Consider the following 17,521-nt stretch of genomic DNA (forward strand, 5'->3'; position numbering starts at 1 on the left):
GTGTTAGAAAACAAGAGAATAGGTTTCGGTTTCACAGGATCTCACTGTACTTACCATTTAGTGCTGCCTCAATTAATCAGATTAAAGGAATTGGGAGCGGAAATTGTTCCAGTCGTCAGTTATACAATGCAGTCAACAGATACAAGATTTGGTGAAGGAGAGGAATGGGTTCAAAAAATAGAAAAAGCATCAGGTGAGAAATGTATCAGAACAATCCCTGAGGCAGAACCGCTTGGACCGGTTAAGCCACTGGACTGCATGGTTATCGCACCCTTAACGGGGAATTCTTTATCAAAACTGGCGAACGCTCTTACAGATTCCCCTGTACTGATGGCGGCAAAAGCGACGATGCGTAATCACAAGCCGGTCGTTGCAGCAATATCGACCAATGACGGTCTGGGATTAAACGGTGTGAACCTGATGAAGCTGATGACAGCAAAAAACTTATACTTTGTCCCTTTCAGTCAGGATGATCCTGAAAATAAGCCCAATTCACTAGTGGCACATATGGATCATATCCCGGAAACAGTCATTGCGGCACTAAAAGGTAAACAGATCCAGCCGGTAATCACTTTATTAAATAAAAGAGATTGAGAAATAGAAAGCATAAATGATACAATGTGTTGTATGAATACACATTAGTGCTTTACCTGTCTAACGCATTACAGGGAAAGAGTGGAAGGGAGTTTTGTAAATGAAGGGTACAGGATATAACGTAGCAGTAGTAGGAGCAACAGGAGCAGTAGGAACTCAGATGCTCGCAATGCTTGAGCAGAGGGATTTTCCGGTTGAATCAATTAAACTCCTTTCTTCTGCAAGATCAGCAGGACAGACAATTCAATTCAACGGGGCACCGGTAACAGTTGAAGAAGCAACACCGGAAAGCTTTGATGGCGTGCAGATTGCACTTTTTTCAGCGGGAGGCAGTATTTCAAAGAAACTGGCCCCTGAAGCTGCAAAACGCGGTGCAATCGTCATTGATAATACAAGTGCCTTCAGAATGGATGAAGGTGTGCCACTTGTTGTTCCGGAAGTAAACGAACTTGATCTTCAGCATCATAAAGGCATTATTGCAAACCCGAACTGTTCTACCATTCAAATGGTGGCAGCTCTTGAACCGATCAGAAAAGAATTGGGTCTTGAGAAAGTCATTGTTTCAACATATCAGGCAGTTTCAGGTGCAGGTGTGCAGGCGATTGATGAAATGAAAGAACAATCGCAGGCTATTTTGAACGGGGAAGAACCAACGGCCAGTGTTTTACCTGTAAAAGGAGATAAAAAGCATTACCCGATCGCCTTTAATGCAGTACCGCAGATTGATGTCTTTGATACAAATGGCTATACTTTTGAAGAAATGAAAATGATTAACGAAACGAAGAAAATTATGCATATGCCTGAATTGAAGGTATCAGCAACATGTGTGAGATTACCAGTTGAGACTGGACACGCGGAATCGGTTTATATTGAGGTATCTGAAAGAGGAAAAAATACAGCAGATATCCACCGGATTCTCTCAGAAGCACCTGGCGTCACGCTGCAGGATAACCCTGATCAGCAGGAGTATCCAATGCCAAGCACTGCTGCAGGTAAAACAGATGTGTTCGTAGGAAGAGTGCGAAAAGATCCTGACGAAGACCATGGCTTCCATATGTGGATCGTTTCAGATAATTTATTAAAAGGAGCTGCGTGGAACTCAGTACAGATCGCAGAGAGTCTGATCAAACTTAAACTCGTATAACTGTCACGCGCTTTTAAGAGAGGAGCGTTACTTTGCCAATTTCAGTACTGAAATTTGGTGGAACGTCGCTATCAGACTCATGGAAAAGAGAGCAGGCAGTATCCTGTGTGAAAAGGGAGCTCGAACTCGACAATCAGGTGATTATCGTCGTATCAGCTATCGGAAGAATGGGAGCTCCTTATTCCACAGATACGCTGTTATCGCTTGCTGAGCCGCTGAGTATACCGCCTCACCAGAGATCACTGCTGCTTTCATGCGGAGAAATCATATCTGCGGCTATATTATCTTCAGCCCTGCATCATGCCGGGGTTGAGTGTGAGATCCTGACAGGGAAACAGGCAGGTCTGAAAACAGACGGTGTATATGATGCTGATATTTGCTCAATGAATACACACTCAGTTTTCACTGAATTGCAGCAGACTGATGTCATCATCATTCCAGGCTTTCAGGGAGAAGATCAGTATGGAAGGATTGCCACATTGGGACGCGGAGGCAGTGATACGTCTGCCTGTGCGATTGCGGCAAGTGTGAGTGCCTTATATTGCAAATTATATACAGATGTTGCAGGGATTATGAGTGGGGATCCAAGAATTGTTGATCAGGCAAAAGTAGTTCAATCCTTATCTTACGACGAAGCTTTTCACATTGCTCATCAGGGAGCAAAAGTGATTCATCCCAAAGCGGTTGAATGGGCCAGAAACGGTAATATACCGGTATGGACCGGAGACCTTTCGGACAATGGCGGGACATGGATCGGTCTGCATCCCCGGACAGAATCAGTTCATTCAGTTACAGCAATTGATCACCTCGTGCAGATTGCAGTACAGGCACAGGATTGCGATGCAATATTCAGAATGCTGGCTGAAAAAAATATCAGTATAGATCTGGTATCCATTCAGCCGATTGAAGTGAAATTTACCATACACCAGGATGATTATCCTGAATTAAAACGTACTTTAGATGAACAGCATATTTATTTTAAAAGCAGGCATCATGTATCAAAAGTTGCCCTGATCGGAATGCGGATCGCAGGACGGCCGGGTGTGGCTTCTTCTATCGTGTCACTGCTGACTAAAAGTAATATTAACATCTGGCAGACAGCTGATAGTCATATGACTTTCTGGGTACTTGTGGATCATGCGGATTCAGAGCCTGCCCAGCAGCTTCTCCATCAATTTTTTATTAATCCAGAACCAGCAACCGTACAGGAGTGAAGAAAATGAACTTTGGCAGAGTTTCAACTGCAATGGCTACTCCATTTGACCAGGAAAATAATATTGATACCAGCAGGTTGGAAAAGTTGATCAATTATTTAATAGAAAATGGCACCGACTCCCTCGTAGTAGCAGGAACGACAGGGGAATCGCCGACATTGTCATTCGAAGAAAAAATACATTTGTTTAAGCAGACTGTAAAAATAGTGAACGGCAGAATCCCGGTTGTGGCCGGAACAGGAACAAATAACACTGAATCAACAATCAAATTAACACTCGCTGCAAAAGAAGCAGGAGTTGACGCAATTATGCTTGTCGCTCCTTACTACAGTAAACCCAGTCAAAAAGGCTTGTTCCTGCATTTCAGTAAGGTAGCTGAAAAAGTGGATCTTCCGGTGATGATTTACAATATCCCAGGCCGTTCTGCAGTTAATATTGAGCCTGAGACGATTATCGCATTATCAAAAGTGCCTAATATTACAGCAGTTAAAGAGGCAAGCGGCAGCCTTGATCAGATGACTGAAATCATTGCAGGAACAGATGAAAACTTTTCTGTATACAGCGGTGATGATGGCCTGACACTTCCGCTTCTTTCAATTGGTGGTGCCGGCGTTGTCTCTGTGACATCGCATGTAGCAGGCAATGAGATGCAGCAAATGATCCGCTTATTTCATGCAGGAGAGCTGTCAAAGGCAGCTGTGATTCATCAAAAACTCCTGCCGCTGACAAGAGCATTATTTGCCCAGCCAAGTCCGGCCCCTGTTAAGGCTGTACTCAATCAAAAAGGTATTCAATGCGGAGGCGTACGGCTGCCGCTTATTGAACTCGATGAAAATGAAGAGCAGCTTCTAGCATCCTCAGTTAAAAAGTTTGAAGCACACATGAAAGATATTGACTAAGATCCAACAGCCAGGTCTTTTTCCAATTCGGAAAAAGACCTTTTTGATTAAAGAAGACCAAAAAAGCGTCTTTCAAAGAGCTGTGGTGATAAATACATGTACAGTTTTCCAAACTTACAGTATAATGAACACAGCTGTTTCAAAAGGTCGGATAACATTTTTGTAGGAGGAAATCGGTTTGTCTAAAGAGAAAAATGAAAAATTAAAAATTATTCCTCTCGGCGGTGTAGGCGAGATTGGAAAGAACATGTATGTAATTGAAGTGGACGAGGATTTATTCATTATAGATTCCGGGCTCATGTTCCCGGAGGATGAAATGTTCGGAATCGATATCGTGATTCCGGATTTCCAGTATATCGAAGCAAATAAAGAGCGTGTTAAAGCAATCTTTCTGACGCATGGTCATGATGATTCGATCGGATCGCTTCCTTATCTGCTTGAAAAAGTAAAGGTGCCTGTGTACGGATCAAAACTGACAGTTGCCCTTGCAAAAGCATTATTAAAAGAATACGGCTTTAAAGAGCGGGTTAAATTTTATACTGTACATGAAAAGAGCAATATGAAATTTGATTCTGTTAATGTTACTTTCTTTAATACAACACATAGCATTCCGGATTCACTTGGCATTGCCATCCATACATCAGAAGGTGCGATTGTGCATACGGGCGAATTCAAATTTGACCAGTCATCAAGAGGCGGATATGCATCGAACATCGGTAAAATGGCTAAACTTGGTGATAAGGGTGTATTTGCGCTTCTTTCAGACAGTACTGAAGCTGAGAAGCCAGGCCACACTACATCAGAATCAGTCATTGAAAAACATGTATCAAACAGTATCACGCATGCAAATGGCAGAGTGATTGTCACATGTTATGCATCAAATCTGATCCGTATTCAGCAGATTTTTGATGCAGCCACTGCAAGTAACAGAAAAGTAGCGGTCATTGGAGAAGCGGCTGAGCGCGTTGTGAACGTAGCTTCAAGACTTGAACACCTGACTTATGATGAAGAAACAAGAATTAAGCCAAGCGAAATTGATCAGTATAATGATCACGAAATTGTTATTATTCTTTCAGGTACACATGATGAGCCGTTTAAAGTAATGGAAAGTATGGCGAATCAGACGCATCCGATTGTAAATATTCAGGAGGGTGACACTGTACTGATTACATTTACACCATCACCAGGGATGGAAGTATACTTATACCGTTCTGTTAATGAAATGACAAAAGCAGGCGCTACCGTACTGACTTCAAGTAAGAATGTTCATGTCTCAGGGCACGGCAGTCAGGAAGATTTGAAAATGATGATGAACCTGATGAAGCCGAAGTATTTTATCCCTATTCAGGGTGAATACCGTCATCTGATTACCCACGGACGACTTGCTGAAGAGATGGGGATCCCGCGCTCGAACATTTTTATTGCTGACAAGGGTGATATTGTTGAATATCAGTCCGGCAAGATGAAAATGAGCGGCAGAGTTCAGACAGGTAATGTATTAATTGATGGGAAAGGTGTCGGCGATGTAGGTAATATCGTGTTGCGTGACCGAAGACTTCTTTCACAGGACGGCGTATTACTAGTTGTCGTAACCCTTAACCGTAAGACGAAAACGATTGCTGCAGGACCTGAAGTGATTTCCCGCGGTTTTGTATATGTCAGAGAGTCAGAAAAACTGATGGAAGAGTCAGTGACGGCTGTTAGAAATATTGTTGAAAAAAATGTTGAAAACCGTACATTTGACTGGTCCGGCATTAAACAGGAAATCAGGGACTCCCTGAACCATCTGTTATATACACGCACGAAACGCAGACCAATGATTCTTCCTATTATTATGGAAGTGTGATGTCACGAAAACTGAGCATTCAAAAACAGGCAGAAGTTATTCTGTCTGTTTTTTTCAGCCGGAAAAGGAGGTATACGTATGGCTGAAGCCAAAAGAAAAACAACAAATCGAAAAACTGCCACGCGAAAAAAGACGAAAAGATCAAAAAAGAAAAATTCTGCTTTTACATATGAATTAACCGGTATTGTCATGATTGCACTTGCATTGATTGCAGCCTTCAGACTTGGTGCAGCTGGTCAAATGCTTACATTAGCTTTTACTTATCTGATTGGAAATTTCCAGCTTCTTTTACCAGTGGCTATTATACTGACCTCCGTATACGTGATTCTGTATAGAAAGCTGCCTGTTTTAAAAGGGTCTAAGATGAGGGGCGGCCTGCTTGTCCTGACCGGGATTTTTCTGCTCAGCCACATTCTGCTCTTTGATCAGCTGAGCCGTGAAAACCTGATTACTAACGACAGCATACTTGTCCAGACGCACCGGATTATTATGGATGATTTTACGGTGAATGCAGGGGCCGGCATGGCTGGGGCACTGATTTATGCTATTTTTAATCTGCTCTTTGCTTCAACTGGTTCAAAAATCGTTGCTGCTGTATTTATCATCATCGGTTTATTATTAATTTCAGGCCGGTCAATCGGGGAAACCGGTAAAATCATTGCCGGCTGGATCGCTGACAGATTTATAGAAATGAAAGAAAGTTTATTGGATTGGATAAAAGAAAAGCGTCAGGCTAAGGACGAGGTAAAAAAACAAACCCGCACTTCAAGACGCCGTTCTTCTATTAAGCAGCCTGAAGCTGAACCGGTGATTGAGCATGATGACTCAGAAGAATCTGATGGGTTTGAGCCTCTGATTTCCAGCTTTGCTGAAAAAGCTGCACCTGTTCACACCGAGGAACCAATACAGTCTGAGTTACCTGCTCATCAGGAGGAAGAAGAGACGCATGACCCTGCACTTGAAGAGTTTACCTCCTCACCTGGGGTAGAAGAGGTGGAAAATAAAGAGTATCAGGTTCCGGCACTTGATTTGCTTGCGATGCCGCCACATGCAGACCAAAGCAGTGAATACAAAGCGATTCAGAAAAATGCATCCAAACTTGAAAAAACTTTTCAAAGCTTTGGTGTAAAAGCGAAAGTAACTCAGGTTCACCTGGGCCCGGCAGTAACAAAATATGAGGTTCATCCTGATGTAGGGGTTAAAGTAAGTAAAATTGTGAACCTGAATGATGACTTGGCGCTTGCCCTTGCAGCAAAAGATATCAGAATTGAAGCGCCGATTCCCGGAAAGTCAGCAATTGGAATTGAAGTGCCAAACTCTGAAGTGGCAATGGTTTCACTGAGAGAAGTACTTGAAGCAAATAAGAGTAAAAAAGAAGAAGCTAAACTCCTGATAGGCCTTGGCCGTGATATTACGGGTGAAGCTGTAGCTGCCGAACTGAATAAAATGCCGCATATGCTTGTAGCCGGGGCAACCGGAAGCGGGAAATCAGTATGTATTAACGGAATCATTGTGTCAATTTTAATGCGTGCAAAACCACACGAAGTAAAATTAATGATGATTGATCCAAAAATGGTTGAGTTAAACGTCTATAACGGAATACCGCACCTTTTAGCGCCTGTTGTGACAGATGCCAGAAAAGCATCTCAGGCACTCAAAAAGGTAGTAAGTGAGATGGAACGCAGATATGATCTGTTTTCACACACAGGCACGAGAAACATTGAAGGATATAATGAATATGTAAGAAAGCATAATGAAAAAAATGAAGAAAAACAGCCACAGCTTCCGTTTATTGTCGTGATTGTAGATGAGCTGGCTGATTTAATGATGGTCGCTTCAAATGATGTTGAAGACTCTATTACACGGCTTGCACAAATGGCACGCGCTGCCGGAATCCATTTAATTATCGCAACTCAGAGACCTTCGGTTGACGTTATTACCGGAGTAATTAAAGCAAATATTCCATCAAGGATTGCTTTTGCCGTTTCTTCACAAATTGATTCCCGCACAATACTTGATACGGGTGGAGCTGAAAAACTGCTTGGACGCGGTGATATGCTGTTTATGCCTGTAGGTGCAAATAAGCCGGTCAGGGTACAGGGGGCGTTTCTTAGTGATGAAGAGGTCGAAACTGTTGTAAATGCAGTAATTGAACAGCAGAAAGCTCAGTATCAGGAAGAAATGATTCCGGATGAAGTGGATGAGTCTAAACCTGAAGAATCTGACGATGAGCTGTATTCCGACGCAGTCGATCTGGTAGCAGATATGCAGACTGCATCTGTTTCGATGCTTCAAAGAAGGTTTCGAATCGGCTATACACGTGCAGCAAGATTAATTGATGCAATGGAGCAGCAGGGAGTAGTCGGTCCATATGAGGGCAGCAAGCCAAGAACCGTTCTTATTTCTAAAGGCGTACAGGAAGAGTAACTTTTTTTAAGCTGGAATGCACTGCATTTCAGCTTTTTTTAAGAATATTATTCTTTCGAAAAAAAATCAGACATTTGATGTCTGACCTATATACAAAAATATCTCGAATAAGATATACTATTGTTACCGCTTTCAAAAATACTATAACGTTACAAAGAATTGATTTTATAACATTTTTTTCTATAAAAAAGGGTTTTTATGCAGATTATTTATAATTCCTGTAACAAATGTAATTGTTGTGTAACATAATCGAAAGAATTTTTGTGAAAACTACACAATTGTATTCCTTTTCAAAACGAAAAGTGTTATAGTATTTTCGATTAGTAGGAATGAAATACATCAGATGTCTGATGTCAAAAGAGTTGGTGGTGTCTTTATATGACTATTAAATCAGATAATCGGCATCTGTATCTTCAGGTGATTGACCGACTGAAGAAAGATATCGACAAAGGCGTTTACAAAGAAAAAGAACGCCTCCCTTCGGAGTTTGAATTATCCAGGCAATTAGGGATCAGCAGGGCTACACTCAGGGAAGCGCTCAGAATTCTGGAAGAAGAAAACAGAATAGTCAGGCGCCATGGTGTAGGTACATTTGTTAATGCAAAGCCTTTATTTTCATCTGGTATTGAACAACTGTACAGCGTGACAGATATGATACGTATGGCAGGGATGGAACCTGGAACTGTTTTCTTAAGTTCTACTATTCATCACCCTACAGATGAAGATATGAACCGATTTAAATGTTCGCCTGACGATGAAATGACAGTCATCGAAAGGGTCAGAACTGCAAACGGGGACCCGGTGGTTTATTGCATTGATAAAATTCCGGCAGATCTTATGCCGACTTCATTCACACATCAGGACAGGTCTATTTTTTCATTGCTTGAGGAAAATGGGGGGATGTACATATCTTATGCGATTACCCACATTGAGCCCGCAGGCTACCATGAAAAAGTATCTCCTATTCTCGGTTGTGAACCGGAAACTGCTTTGTTGGTTTTAAAGCAGCTGCACTTTGATGAAAATGATCAGCCGGTTTTATATTCTCTTAATTACTTTAAAGCTGACCGGTTCAGTTTTCATGTTGTACGTAAGCGTGTTTAATGCATTTATGCATTCCTACTAATACACGAAAAATTTTTAGGGGGTACCAAAATGAAAAAGCGTAAGTACGGAGTAGCACTATCTATGATTCTTGCAGCAGGTACAGTTCTTGCAGCTTGTGGAAGCGATGAAGAAGCGGATACAGGTTCAGACGAGGGTTCTACTGGCGGAGGCGAAGGCACAGAAGAAACAAGTGACTTCAAAGTAGCAATGGTAACAGACACTGGCGGCGTTGATGACAAATCATTTAACCAGTCTGCCTGGGAAGGTCTTCAGCAGTTCGGTGCTGATAATGGTCTTGAAGAAGGTACAGACGGTTACACTTACTTCCAGTCAAATAACGACGCTGACTATGTAACAAACATGAACACAGCTGTACGTAATGATTTCGACCTCGTATTTGGTATCGGTTTCCTGCTTAATCAAGCAATCACTGATGTAGCGAGTCAGAATCCTGACACAAACTTTGCACTTGTAGATGATGTATCTGAAGGTGACAATGTTGCTTCAATTACATTTAAAGAGCATGAAGGTTCATTCCTTGTCGGTGTTGCAGCCGGTATGGCAACTGAATCAGATCAGATCGGTTTTGTTGGCGGAGTTGAGTCTGACCTGATTAACAAATTCGCAGCAGGCTTCCAGGCTGGTGTTGAAGCAGTTAATCCAGATGCAGATGTACAGATTGAATTCGCTGGTGACTTTAATGACGCAGCAGGTGGTCAGCAGATCGCTGCTTCAATGTATGGTTCAGGCATTGATGTAATTTATCACGCAGCAGGTGGAACAGGTAACGGCGTATTCACTGAAGCGAAAAACCTTAAGCAACAGGATCCGGATCGTCAGGTTTGGGTAATCGGGGTTGACCGTGACCAGTGGGAAGAAGGTCAGGTTGGAGACGACAACGTAACACTGACTTCAATGGTTAAGCGTGTTGACGTAGCTGTTCAGGATATCTCAACTCGTGCAATGGAAGGCGACTTCCCGGGTGGAGAAGTAATTGAGTACGGAATTCAGGAAGAAGGTATCGCAATCGCTGAAAGCCAGGACAACCTTTCACAGGAAATCCTTGACGAGATTGCTAACTACAAGCAGCAAATCGTTGATGGTGAAATCGAAGTACCTTCAACACTTGAGTAATAACAAATGCATAGGGAATGGAGGGGCTGATTCAGTCCCGAAATTCCCTTTTTTTTTGCAAGAATGCTAACTGAATAAGGGAACAAAGTCCCTTCTTCATTTAGCATTTTTCAAGAGGGTCTGGAAAAAGAAGTCAGACCTCATTCAACCTACCACTGCACGATAAATAAAGGAGTGATAACGGATGGACTACGTAATAGAAATGCTCGACATCCGAAAAGAGTTTCCGGGGATAGTAGCAAATGATAATATTACGCTTCAATTGAAAAAAGGCGAAATACATGCCCTTTTAGGTGAAAATGGAGCAGGGAAATCAACATTGATGAATGTTCTGTTTGGCCTGTACCAGCCGGAAAAGGGAGAGATTAAAGTTCGTGGTGAAAAGGTGAAAATCACAAGCCCGAATGTAGCGAATGATCTCGGGATCGGGATGGTGCACCAGCACTTTATGCTTGTTGATACATTCACAGTTACTGAAAATATTGTCCTTGGGATGGAACCGAAAAAAGGAATAAATATTGATCTGAAAAGAGCTGAACGTGAGGTACAGGAGATCTCTGACCGATACGGTTTAAAAGTAGATCCTAAAGCCAGAATTGCAGATATTTCAGTCGGCATGCAACAGCGTGTAGAGATCCTTAAAACGTTGTATCGCGGAGCAGAAATCCTGATTTTTGATGAGCCGACAGCAGTACTGACACCACAGGAAATTAAAGAACTGATTCAAATTTTCAGAACTTTAATTGCTGAAGGAAAATCTATTATCCTTATTACCCATAAGCTGAAAGAAATCATAGAGGTATGTGATCGCGTAACGGTGATCAGAAAAGGTGTGGGAATTGATACGCTGGATGTAGAAGGAACAACACCTACACAGCTTGCGAGTCTGATGGTAGGAAGAGAAGTCACTTTTAAAACAGATAAAACGGATTCTAATCCAAAGCACAGCGTTCTAGAGATAACCAAGCTGAATGTAAAAGATTCACGTGGAGTTAACGCAGTTAAGGATCTTGATCTTAGCGTGCGTGCCGGTGAAATTGTAGGTATTGCCGGGGTAGATGGGAATGGTCAGTCGGAACTGATCGAAGCGATTACAGGTCTGAGAAAAGTGACTTCCGGAAAAATCGAGCTGAACGGGAAGGATTTATCTTCATATAAAACAAGAAAAATCACAGAAGCCGGCGTGGGTCATATCCCGCAGGACAGACACAAGCATGGTCTGGTGCTGGACTTTCCAATCGGCGATAATATGGTGCTTCAGACGTATTATCATAAGCCGTATTCTAAATACAGTCTGCTGAACAATAAAGAAATTAATAAGCAGGCTAAAAAACTGATTCAGGAATTTGATGTCCGTACGCCATCTGAACAGACTCCTGCACGTGCACTATCAGGCGGGAACCAGCAAAAAGCAATTATTGGTCGCGAAGTTGACAGGGATCCTGATCTTTTGATTGCAGCACAGCCGACACGCGGACTCGATGTAGGAGCAATTGAATTTATTCATAAGCGCCTGATTGAACAGCGCGATAACGGAAAGGCTGTTTTACTCGTATCATTTGAGCTTGAAGAAATTATTAATGTGAGCGACAGGATTGCCGTTATTTATGACGGGAATATTATTGAAATTGTTGACCCGAAAACGACAACTGAGCAGGAGCTCGGATTACTGATGGCGGGTTCAAAGAATAAGGCAGGTGAAACAGAGAATGTTTAATCAATTTAGCAGATGGCAAAAAATTCTGATCCCGGTTATCTCAGTTATCCTTGGTTTAATTGTAGGAGCAATTGTCATGCTGGTATCAGGTTATAATCCGATTGAAGGATATACAGCCCTGCTGAGTGGTTCACTTGGAGAAGGGTTTTATATTGGGGAAACAGTCAGACAGATTACACCTTATATTTTCGCGGGTCTTGCAGTAGCTTTTGCTTTCCGAACAGGACTCTTTAATATCGGGGTGGAAGGACAGCTTTTAGTTGGCTGGGTAGCATCTGTCTGGGTAGGTCTTGCATTTGATCTGCCAAAAGTGATTCACCTTCCTATGGCGATTCTTGCGGGTGCGGTAGCGGGTGCACTTTGGGCATTTATACCGGGTCTGTTAAAAGCGAAGCTTCGCGTTCACGAAGTTATTGTGACAATTATGATGAACTATATTGCACTTCATCTCTGTAACTACCTTGTTCGTTATGTCATTTCTGATGAGCAGAATACGACAGATCGCGTACCTGAATCTGCATCACTTAAGTCACCATTTTTTGAAACACTTACTGAATTTTCCACGATGCACTATGGAATATTCCTTGCGCTTGCAGCAGCTATTATTTATTTCGTTGTACTTGAAAAAACAACAACTGGTTTTGAACTGCGCTCAGTAGGTTTTAACCAGCATGCTTCTGAATATGCAGGAATGAATGTAAACCGCAATATTATCCTTTCGATGGTCATCTCGGGCGCTTTTGCAGGTCTTGGAGGCGCTATGGAAGGCCTTGGAACATTCGGTTATGGATTCATTCACGGTGCGTTCTCCGGAGTAGGATTTGACGGGATCGCAGTAGCACTGCTCGGTGGTAACGTAGCTTCGGGTATTATATTGGCAGCCGCACTGTTTGGTATTTTAAAACAGGGTGCATTAATTATGCCTCTGCAGTCAGGTGTTCCAACTGAACTTGTTGAGATCGTTATTGCCATTATTATTTTCTTTGTTGCATCAAGCTACATCATTGCGTATCTGTTGCAGCGTCTTAGAAAGGGGGCAAAATAAATGGATGTATTAACAGCGTTTGAGATATTAGTGAAATCCATGCTATTTGCATCAGCCCCGCTAATTTTCACAGCACTCGGCGGTGTATTTTCAGAGCGGTCTGGTGTGGTAAACATTGGACTTGAGGGTCTAATGGTCATTGGTGCCTTTGCAGCAGTTGTATTTAATATTACGTTTGCATCGGCTCTTGGAGGAGCAACGCCGTGGGTCGCGCTCCTGATTGCAATGATTATCGGCGGGTTATTTTCATTACTTCACGCAGTTGCGTCTGTCTCATTCCGTGCAGACCAGGTTGTCAGCGGGGTAGCGATTAACTTTCTGGCGCTTGGACTCGGAGTTTATTTAATAAAGGACTGGTATGGAGCAGGGCAGACACCAAAAATTCCTGTGCCGTTTTATTATGAGAGAATACCATTACTTTATGATATTCCAATAATCGGACCTATTCTTTTTAACAATTATCTTACATCATACCTTGCAATCTTTGTTGCAATCATTGCCTGGTTTGTTCTATTCAAAACGCCATTCGGGTTGCGCCTGCGTTCAGTAGGTGAGCACCCGATGGCTGCAGATACAATGGGGATCAACGTATTTAAAATGCGCTATATCGCAGTCGTGCTTTCAGGTGTATTTGGTGGTCTTGGCGGTGGTGTGTACGCACAGACAATTACCCAGGATTTCAGTGCAGGTACAATCACCGGGCAGGGATTCATTGCCCTTGCAGCTGTGATTTTTGGTAAATGGCATCCGCTTGGTGCCATGGGAGCAGCATTGTTCTTCGGACTTGCTCAGTCTCTGGCGATCATCGGATCAAGTTTTCCGTTACTTGCAGATGTGCCAAACTGGATCCTGCTGTCAGCACCATATATCCTTACAATCCTTGCACTTGCAGGATTTATCGGCCGTGCTGACGCGCCTAAAGCTAATGGCCAGCCTTACATTAAAGGAAGCCGATAAACACAATGAACCGTCTGATTATGATCAGACGGTTTTTTCTTGGAATGATAAATGCTTGTTGTAGTGGCATTAAGAAATGTATAGTGAATATAGAGTATATAAATACTAATAAAGCGATTTCACAACCGGGAGGAACATATATGCAATTAGACGAAACGAAAATCAGGCAGGATGGACTGAACATCAGAATCATTCAAACAAAAAAATTTAAAACAAACCAGTTTGTTTTAAAATTCAAGTCGCTATTATCAGAAGACAAGGTAACTGCGAGAGCACTATTGCCGTATGTGCTGCAAAGCAGTACAGAAAAGTGGCCGACGACTGCCTTGTTCAGAAGTCATCTTGACGATTTATACGGTGCCAGCGCATCAGTGGATGTGAATAAAAAAGGGGAGTATCATATCCTGACTTTTGCTGTTGATATTGCCAATGAAAAATATCTTCAGGATAATACGCCTTTAACAGAACAGGCACTGAACGTATTAAATGAAATGGTATTTCATCCCTTATTAGAGGATGGGGCGTTCAGTCAAAAAGTTGTGGAATCGGAAAAGAGAACACTTAATCAAAAATTAAAAGCAGTAAAAGATGATAAAATGCGCTATGCATCTCAGCGTCTTGTTGAGGAAATGTGCAGTGGAGAGGCATACGCTCTGCATCCAAACGGAATAGAATCTGAACTTGAAAACATCACACCTGAAAAACTGATGGAAGCTTATCAGCAGATGATCTCAAGTGATGAAGTAGACTTGTATATCGTAGGGGATATCGACAGCGGACAAATGGAGAAGCTCTGTAAAGAGAAGTTTTCCATTGCTTCTAGAGAAAATGTAAAAGCCATTCAAAAACATATCACAATTGAAGACTCAAAAAAAATAGTTGAAAAACAGCAGATCAAACAGGGGAAGCTGAATATCGGCTACAGGTCAAATACTTTTTATGGAGATCATGATTATCTTCCGATGGCAGTGATGAATGGGATCCTTGGCGGCTTCCCGCATTCGAAACTTTTTATGAATGTGCGGGAAAAAGAAAGCCTGGCATATTATGCAGCAAGCCGGCTTGAGAGTCATAAAGGCCTGATTGTCATTATGTCAGGTGTTGAACCGGCGAAAATTGAGCGAGCTGAAACAATTATTGAAGAACAGCTTGAAGCCATTAAAAATGGCGATATCAGTGATCAGGAATTAAGCCAGACTAAGGCAGTTATGACAAATCAGATGCTTGAAACACTTGACTCACCAAGAGGCATTATTGAAGTGCTGTATCAGGGAGAAACTGCAGGCATTCCTGTAAACATTCAGGGCTGGTTTGATGGCATTGAACGTGTAACCAAAGAAGACGTGACAGAAGCGGCTAATAAGCTGCTTAAAGATACAACATATATCCTTACGGCAAAGGAGGTGGCTGAAAGTGCATAAAAAAGTGTTCGCTCAGCTTGACGAAGAACTATATATTGAAAAAATGAGTAACGGGCTGCAGGTATGTATCCTGCCTAAAAAAGATTTTAATAAAACTTTCGCTACCTTTACAACAAAATACGGTTCCATTGATAATCAGTTTATCCCGCTCGGTGAAGAAGACTATATCCGCGTGCCGGACGGTGTTGCGCATTTTCTCGAACATAAAATGTTTGAAAAGGAAGAAGGGGATGTGTTTCAGAAGTTCAGTATAAACGGAGCTTCTGCTAATGCGTTCACTTCGTTTACAAGAACTGCATACCTGTTTTCAAGCACATCCAATTTCGAAAAAAACCTTGATGTGCTGATCGATTTTGTTCAGGCTCCTTACTTTACTGAAGAAACGGTTGAAAAAGAAAAAGGTATTATCGGTCAGGAAATTACGATGTATGATGACAATGCTGACTGGCGGTTATATTTTGGAGCGATTGAAAATATGTTCAAACATCACCCTGTGAAAGTGGATATTGCAGGAACTGTTGAATCCATTTCAGCGATTACAAAAGACCATCTTTACCAATGTTATAACACGTTTTACCATCCTTCTAATATGATGCTCTTTATTGTTGGTGCAGTGGACCCTGAGGAGGTCATGAACCACGTGAGAGATAATCAGTCTGCGAAGAGCTTTGAGCCAGAAGAAACAATTGATAGAAAGTTTGCTGATGAACCTGATGCTGTAAACAGGGAACACCATGAGTTGAAAATGGATGTGCAGGTATCAAAATGTATGGTTGGTATTAAGTCTGATGCAAAAGAGATCAGTGGAAAAGAATTGCTGAAAAAAGAACTGTCAGTGAATACAGCGCTTGATATCCTGTTTGGAAAAACCTCTGAACATTACACATCGCTTTACGATGAAGGATTAATCGACGATCATTTTTCATATGATTTTACACAGGAAAATAACTTCGGTTTTGCATTAGTAGGCAGTAACACACCTGATCCTGAAAAATTATCTGCACAAATAAAAGAAATATTATTAAATGAAGTCCAGTCACCTTCTATTACAGAAGATCAGCTGCAATCAGTTAAGAAAAAGAATATTGGCGGATTCTTAAGATCCCTTAATTCACCTGAATTTATCGCCAATCAATTCACGAGATATGCATTCAATGATATGGATCTGTTTGAAGCGGTACCTGTTTTAGAAACACTGACACTTGAAGATGTGCACGAAGCATTCTCTTCACTTGTGCAGGAAGACAGAATAACAAGCTTCTATATTCTGCCAAAAGAGAATGCCTAAAACTGTTCTGGTTCTTGGAAGCAGTGGGGGTATCGGCTTTGAATTAAGTAAGAAGCTTTTATTATCGGGTCATACTGTCATTGGACAATATTATCGCAACGCTGAAAACATGGAACGTTTAAAAGATTTTGCTGCAGAAGCTGATCAGCTGATTCCACTGAGATTAAACCTGAATAACCGGAAAGAAGTCGATGAGGCAATTACCCTTTCATTGCAGCCTGATGCAGTAGTACATGCAGGAGGGCTGCATTATGAGGGATTGTTTGAAGATACACCGGATGAAATGATAGAGATGCTTTGGAACGTACACCTTTATCAGCCGGCAAGAATCCTTAAAAAGGTGATTCCGAACATGCGCCATAAAAAAGGCGCTTCAATTGTTTTTGTCAGTTCGGTATGGGGTGAAACCGGGGCCTCATATGAAGTCATGTATTCTGCAATTAAAGGGGCGCAGATCGCTTTTGTTAAAGCGCTCGGTAAAGAGCTTGCACCAAACGGAATCAGGGTGAATGCGGTAACTCCCGGTGCCGTCAGAACTGATATGACTGTACATTATCCACAGGAAGTGATAAGTGAAATTGAGCAGGAGATTCCTGCCGGCAGGTTTGCCGAACCGGAAGAAATAGCAGATGCGATTCTATTCCTGATGAGTGACAGCGCTTCTTACATTCATTCTCACATCTTATCAGTCAACGGCGGCTGGTACAGTTGAGAGGCATATTTACTCC

General features: G+C 42.0%; 14 protein-coding genes. All 14 read left to right on the forward strand.

The features are described from left to right. The 14 genes from KP77_RS09455 (at position 1) to ymfI (ending at position 17,505) form a co-directional block, all read left to right on the forward strand. The gene (locus tag KP77_RS09455; RefSeq protein ID WP_041122444.1) at positions 1–594 is read left to right on the forward strand and encodes a dipicolinate synthase subunit B; all 594 of its coding nucleotides are present in this window, start codon (positions 1–3) and stop codon (positions 592–594) included. Positions 595–694: 100 nt separating this feature from the next. Continuing rightward, positions 695–1,738 (forward strand): aspartate-semialdehyde dehydrogenase, encoded by a 1,044-nt coding sequence (locus tag KP77_RS09460; protein WP_041122445.1) that lies wholly within the window; start codon positions 695–697, stop codon positions 1,736–1,738. 32 nt (positions 1,739–1,770) lie between these two features. Beyond that, entirely contained in the window at positions 1,771–2,952 is a 1,182-nt protein-coding gene (locus KP77_RS09465; RefSeq protein WP_041122446.1) for an aspartate kinase, read from the forward strand. Between the two features lie 5 nt (positions 2,953–2,957). Then, positions 2,958–3,851, forward strand: a complete 894-nt coding sequence (gene dapA / locus KP77_RS09470; RefSeq protein WP_041122447.1) for a 4-hydroxy-tetrahydrodipicolinate synthase — start codon at positions 2,958–2,960, stop codon at positions 3,849–3,851. 178 nt (positions 3,852–4,029) lie between these two features. Further along, the gene (locus KP77_RS09475; RefSeq protein WP_041122448.1) at positions 4,030–5,697 is read left to right on the forward strand and encodes a ribonuclease J; all 1,668 of its coding nucleotides are present in this window, start codon (positions 4,030–4,032) and stop codon (positions 5,695–5,697) included. Between the two features lie 78 nt (positions 5,698–5,775). Beyond that, entirely contained in the window at positions 5,776–8,124 is a 2,349-nt protein-coding gene (locus tag KP77_RS09480; RefSeq protein WP_052474052.1) for a DNA translocase FtsK, read from the forward strand. A 378-nt stretch (positions 8,125–8,502) separates the two neighbouring features. After that, the gene (locus tag KP77_RS09485) at positions 8,503–9,228 is read left to right on the forward strand and encodes a GntR family transcriptional regulator (protein ID WP_041122449.1); all 726 of its coding nucleotides are present in this window, start codon (positions 8,503–8,505) and stop codon (positions 9,226–9,228) included. 51 nt (positions 9,229–9,279) lie between these two features. Next, complete coding sequence (locus KP77_RS09490) at positions 9,280–10,365, forward strand: BMP family lipoprotein (protein ID WP_041122450.1); 1,086 nt, start codon at positions 9,280–9,282, stop codon at positions 10,363–10,365. A 184-nt stretch (positions 10,366–10,549) separates the two neighbouring features. Beyond that, complete coding sequence (locus tag KP77_RS09495) at positions 10,550–12,082, forward strand: ABC transporter ATP-binding protein (RefSeq protein ID WP_041122451.1); 1,533 nt, start codon at positions 10,550–10,552, stop codon at positions 12,080–12,082. Then, a complete protein-coding gene (locus tag KP77_RS09500) occupies positions 12,075–13,127 on the forward strand; it encodes an ABC transporter permease (RefSeq protein ID WP_041122452.1) in 1,053 nt (350 codons plus the stop codon). The genes KP77_RS09495 and KP77_RS09500 overlap by 8 nt, the downstream gene beginning before the upstream one ends. Further along, positions 13,128–14,084: an ABC transporter permease gene (locus KP77_RS09505; protein WP_041122453.1), complete on the forward strand. Its 957-nt coding sequence runs from the start codon at positions 13,128–13,130 to the stop codon at positions 14,082–14,084. A gap of 140 nt (positions 14,085–14,224) precedes the next feature. Then, positions 14,225–15,505, forward strand: a complete 1,281-nt coding sequence (gene yfmF, locus KP77_RS09510) for an EF-P 5-aminopentanol modification-associated protein YfmF (RefSeq protein ID WP_041122454.1) — start codon at positions 14,225–14,227, stop codon at positions 15,503–15,505. After that, positions 15,498–16,793 (forward strand): EF-P 5-aminopentanol modification-associated protein YfmH, encoded by a 1,296-nt coding sequence (yfmH, locus tag KP77_RS09515; RefSeq protein WP_041122455.1) that lies wholly within the window; start codon positions 15,498–15,500, stop codon positions 16,791–16,793. Before yfmF ends, yfmH begins: the two co-directional genes overlap by 8 nt. After that, positions 16,786–17,505: an elongation factor P 5-aminopentanone reductase gene (gene ymfI / locus KP77_RS09520; protein ID WP_041122456.1), complete on the forward strand. Its 720-nt coding sequence runs from the start codon at positions 16,786–16,788 to the stop codon at positions 17,503–17,505. The genes yfmH and ymfI overlap by 8 nt, the downstream gene beginning before the upstream one ends. The last annotated feature ends 16 nt before the right edge of the window (positions 17,506–17,521 follow it).

Source organism: Jeotgalibacillus alimentarius (assembly GCF_000829445.1).
GTDB lineage: Bacteria > Bacillota > Bacilli > Bacillales > Jeotgalibacillaceae > Jeotgalibacillus > Jeotgalibacillus alimentarius.

What these genes read in the sequence shown, in the direction of transcription:
- KP77_RS09460 (WP_041122445.1), top strand. Translation starts at nt 695, where the DNA reads ATGAAGGGTACAGGATATAACGTAGCAGTAGTAGGAGCAACAGGAGCA.
- dapA (WP_041122447.1), top strand. Translation starts at nt 2,958, where the DNA reads ATGAACTTTGGCAGAGTTTCAACTGCAATGGCTACTCCATTTGACCAG.
- KP77_RS09480 (WP_052474052.1), top strand. Translation starts at nt 5,776, where the DNA reads ATGGCTGAAGCCAAAAGAAAAACAACAAATCGAAAAACTGCCACGCGA.
- KP77_RS09485 (WP_041122449.1), top strand. Translation starts at nt 8,503, where the DNA reads ATGACTATTAAATCAGATAATCGGCATCTGTATCTTCAGGTGATTGAC.
- KP77_RS09490 (WP_041122450.1), top strand. Translation starts at nt 9,280, where the DNA reads ATGAAAAAGCGTAAGTACGGAGTAGCACTATCTATGATTCTTGCAGCA.
- KP77_RS09495 (WP_041122451.1), top strand. Translation starts at nt 10,550, where the DNA reads ATGGACTACGTAATAGAAATGCTCGACATCCGAAAAGAGTTTCCGGGG.
- KP77_RS09500 (WP_041122452.1), top strand. Translation starts at nt 12,075, where the DNA reads ATGTTTAATCAATTTAGCAGATGGCAAAAAATTCTGATCCCGGTTATC.
- KP77_RS09505 (WP_041122453.1), top strand. Translation starts at nt 13,128, where the DNA reads ATGGATGTATTAACAGCGTTTGAGATATTAGTGAAATCCATGCTATTT.
- yfmF (WP_041122454.1), top strand. Translation starts at nt 14,225, where the DNA reads ATGCAATTAGACGAAACGAAAATCAGGCAGGATGGACTGAACATCAGA.
- ymfI (WP_041122456.1), top strand. Translation starts at nt 16,786, where the DNA reads ATGCCTAAAACTGTTCTGGTTCTTGGAAGCAGTGGGGGTATCGGCTTT.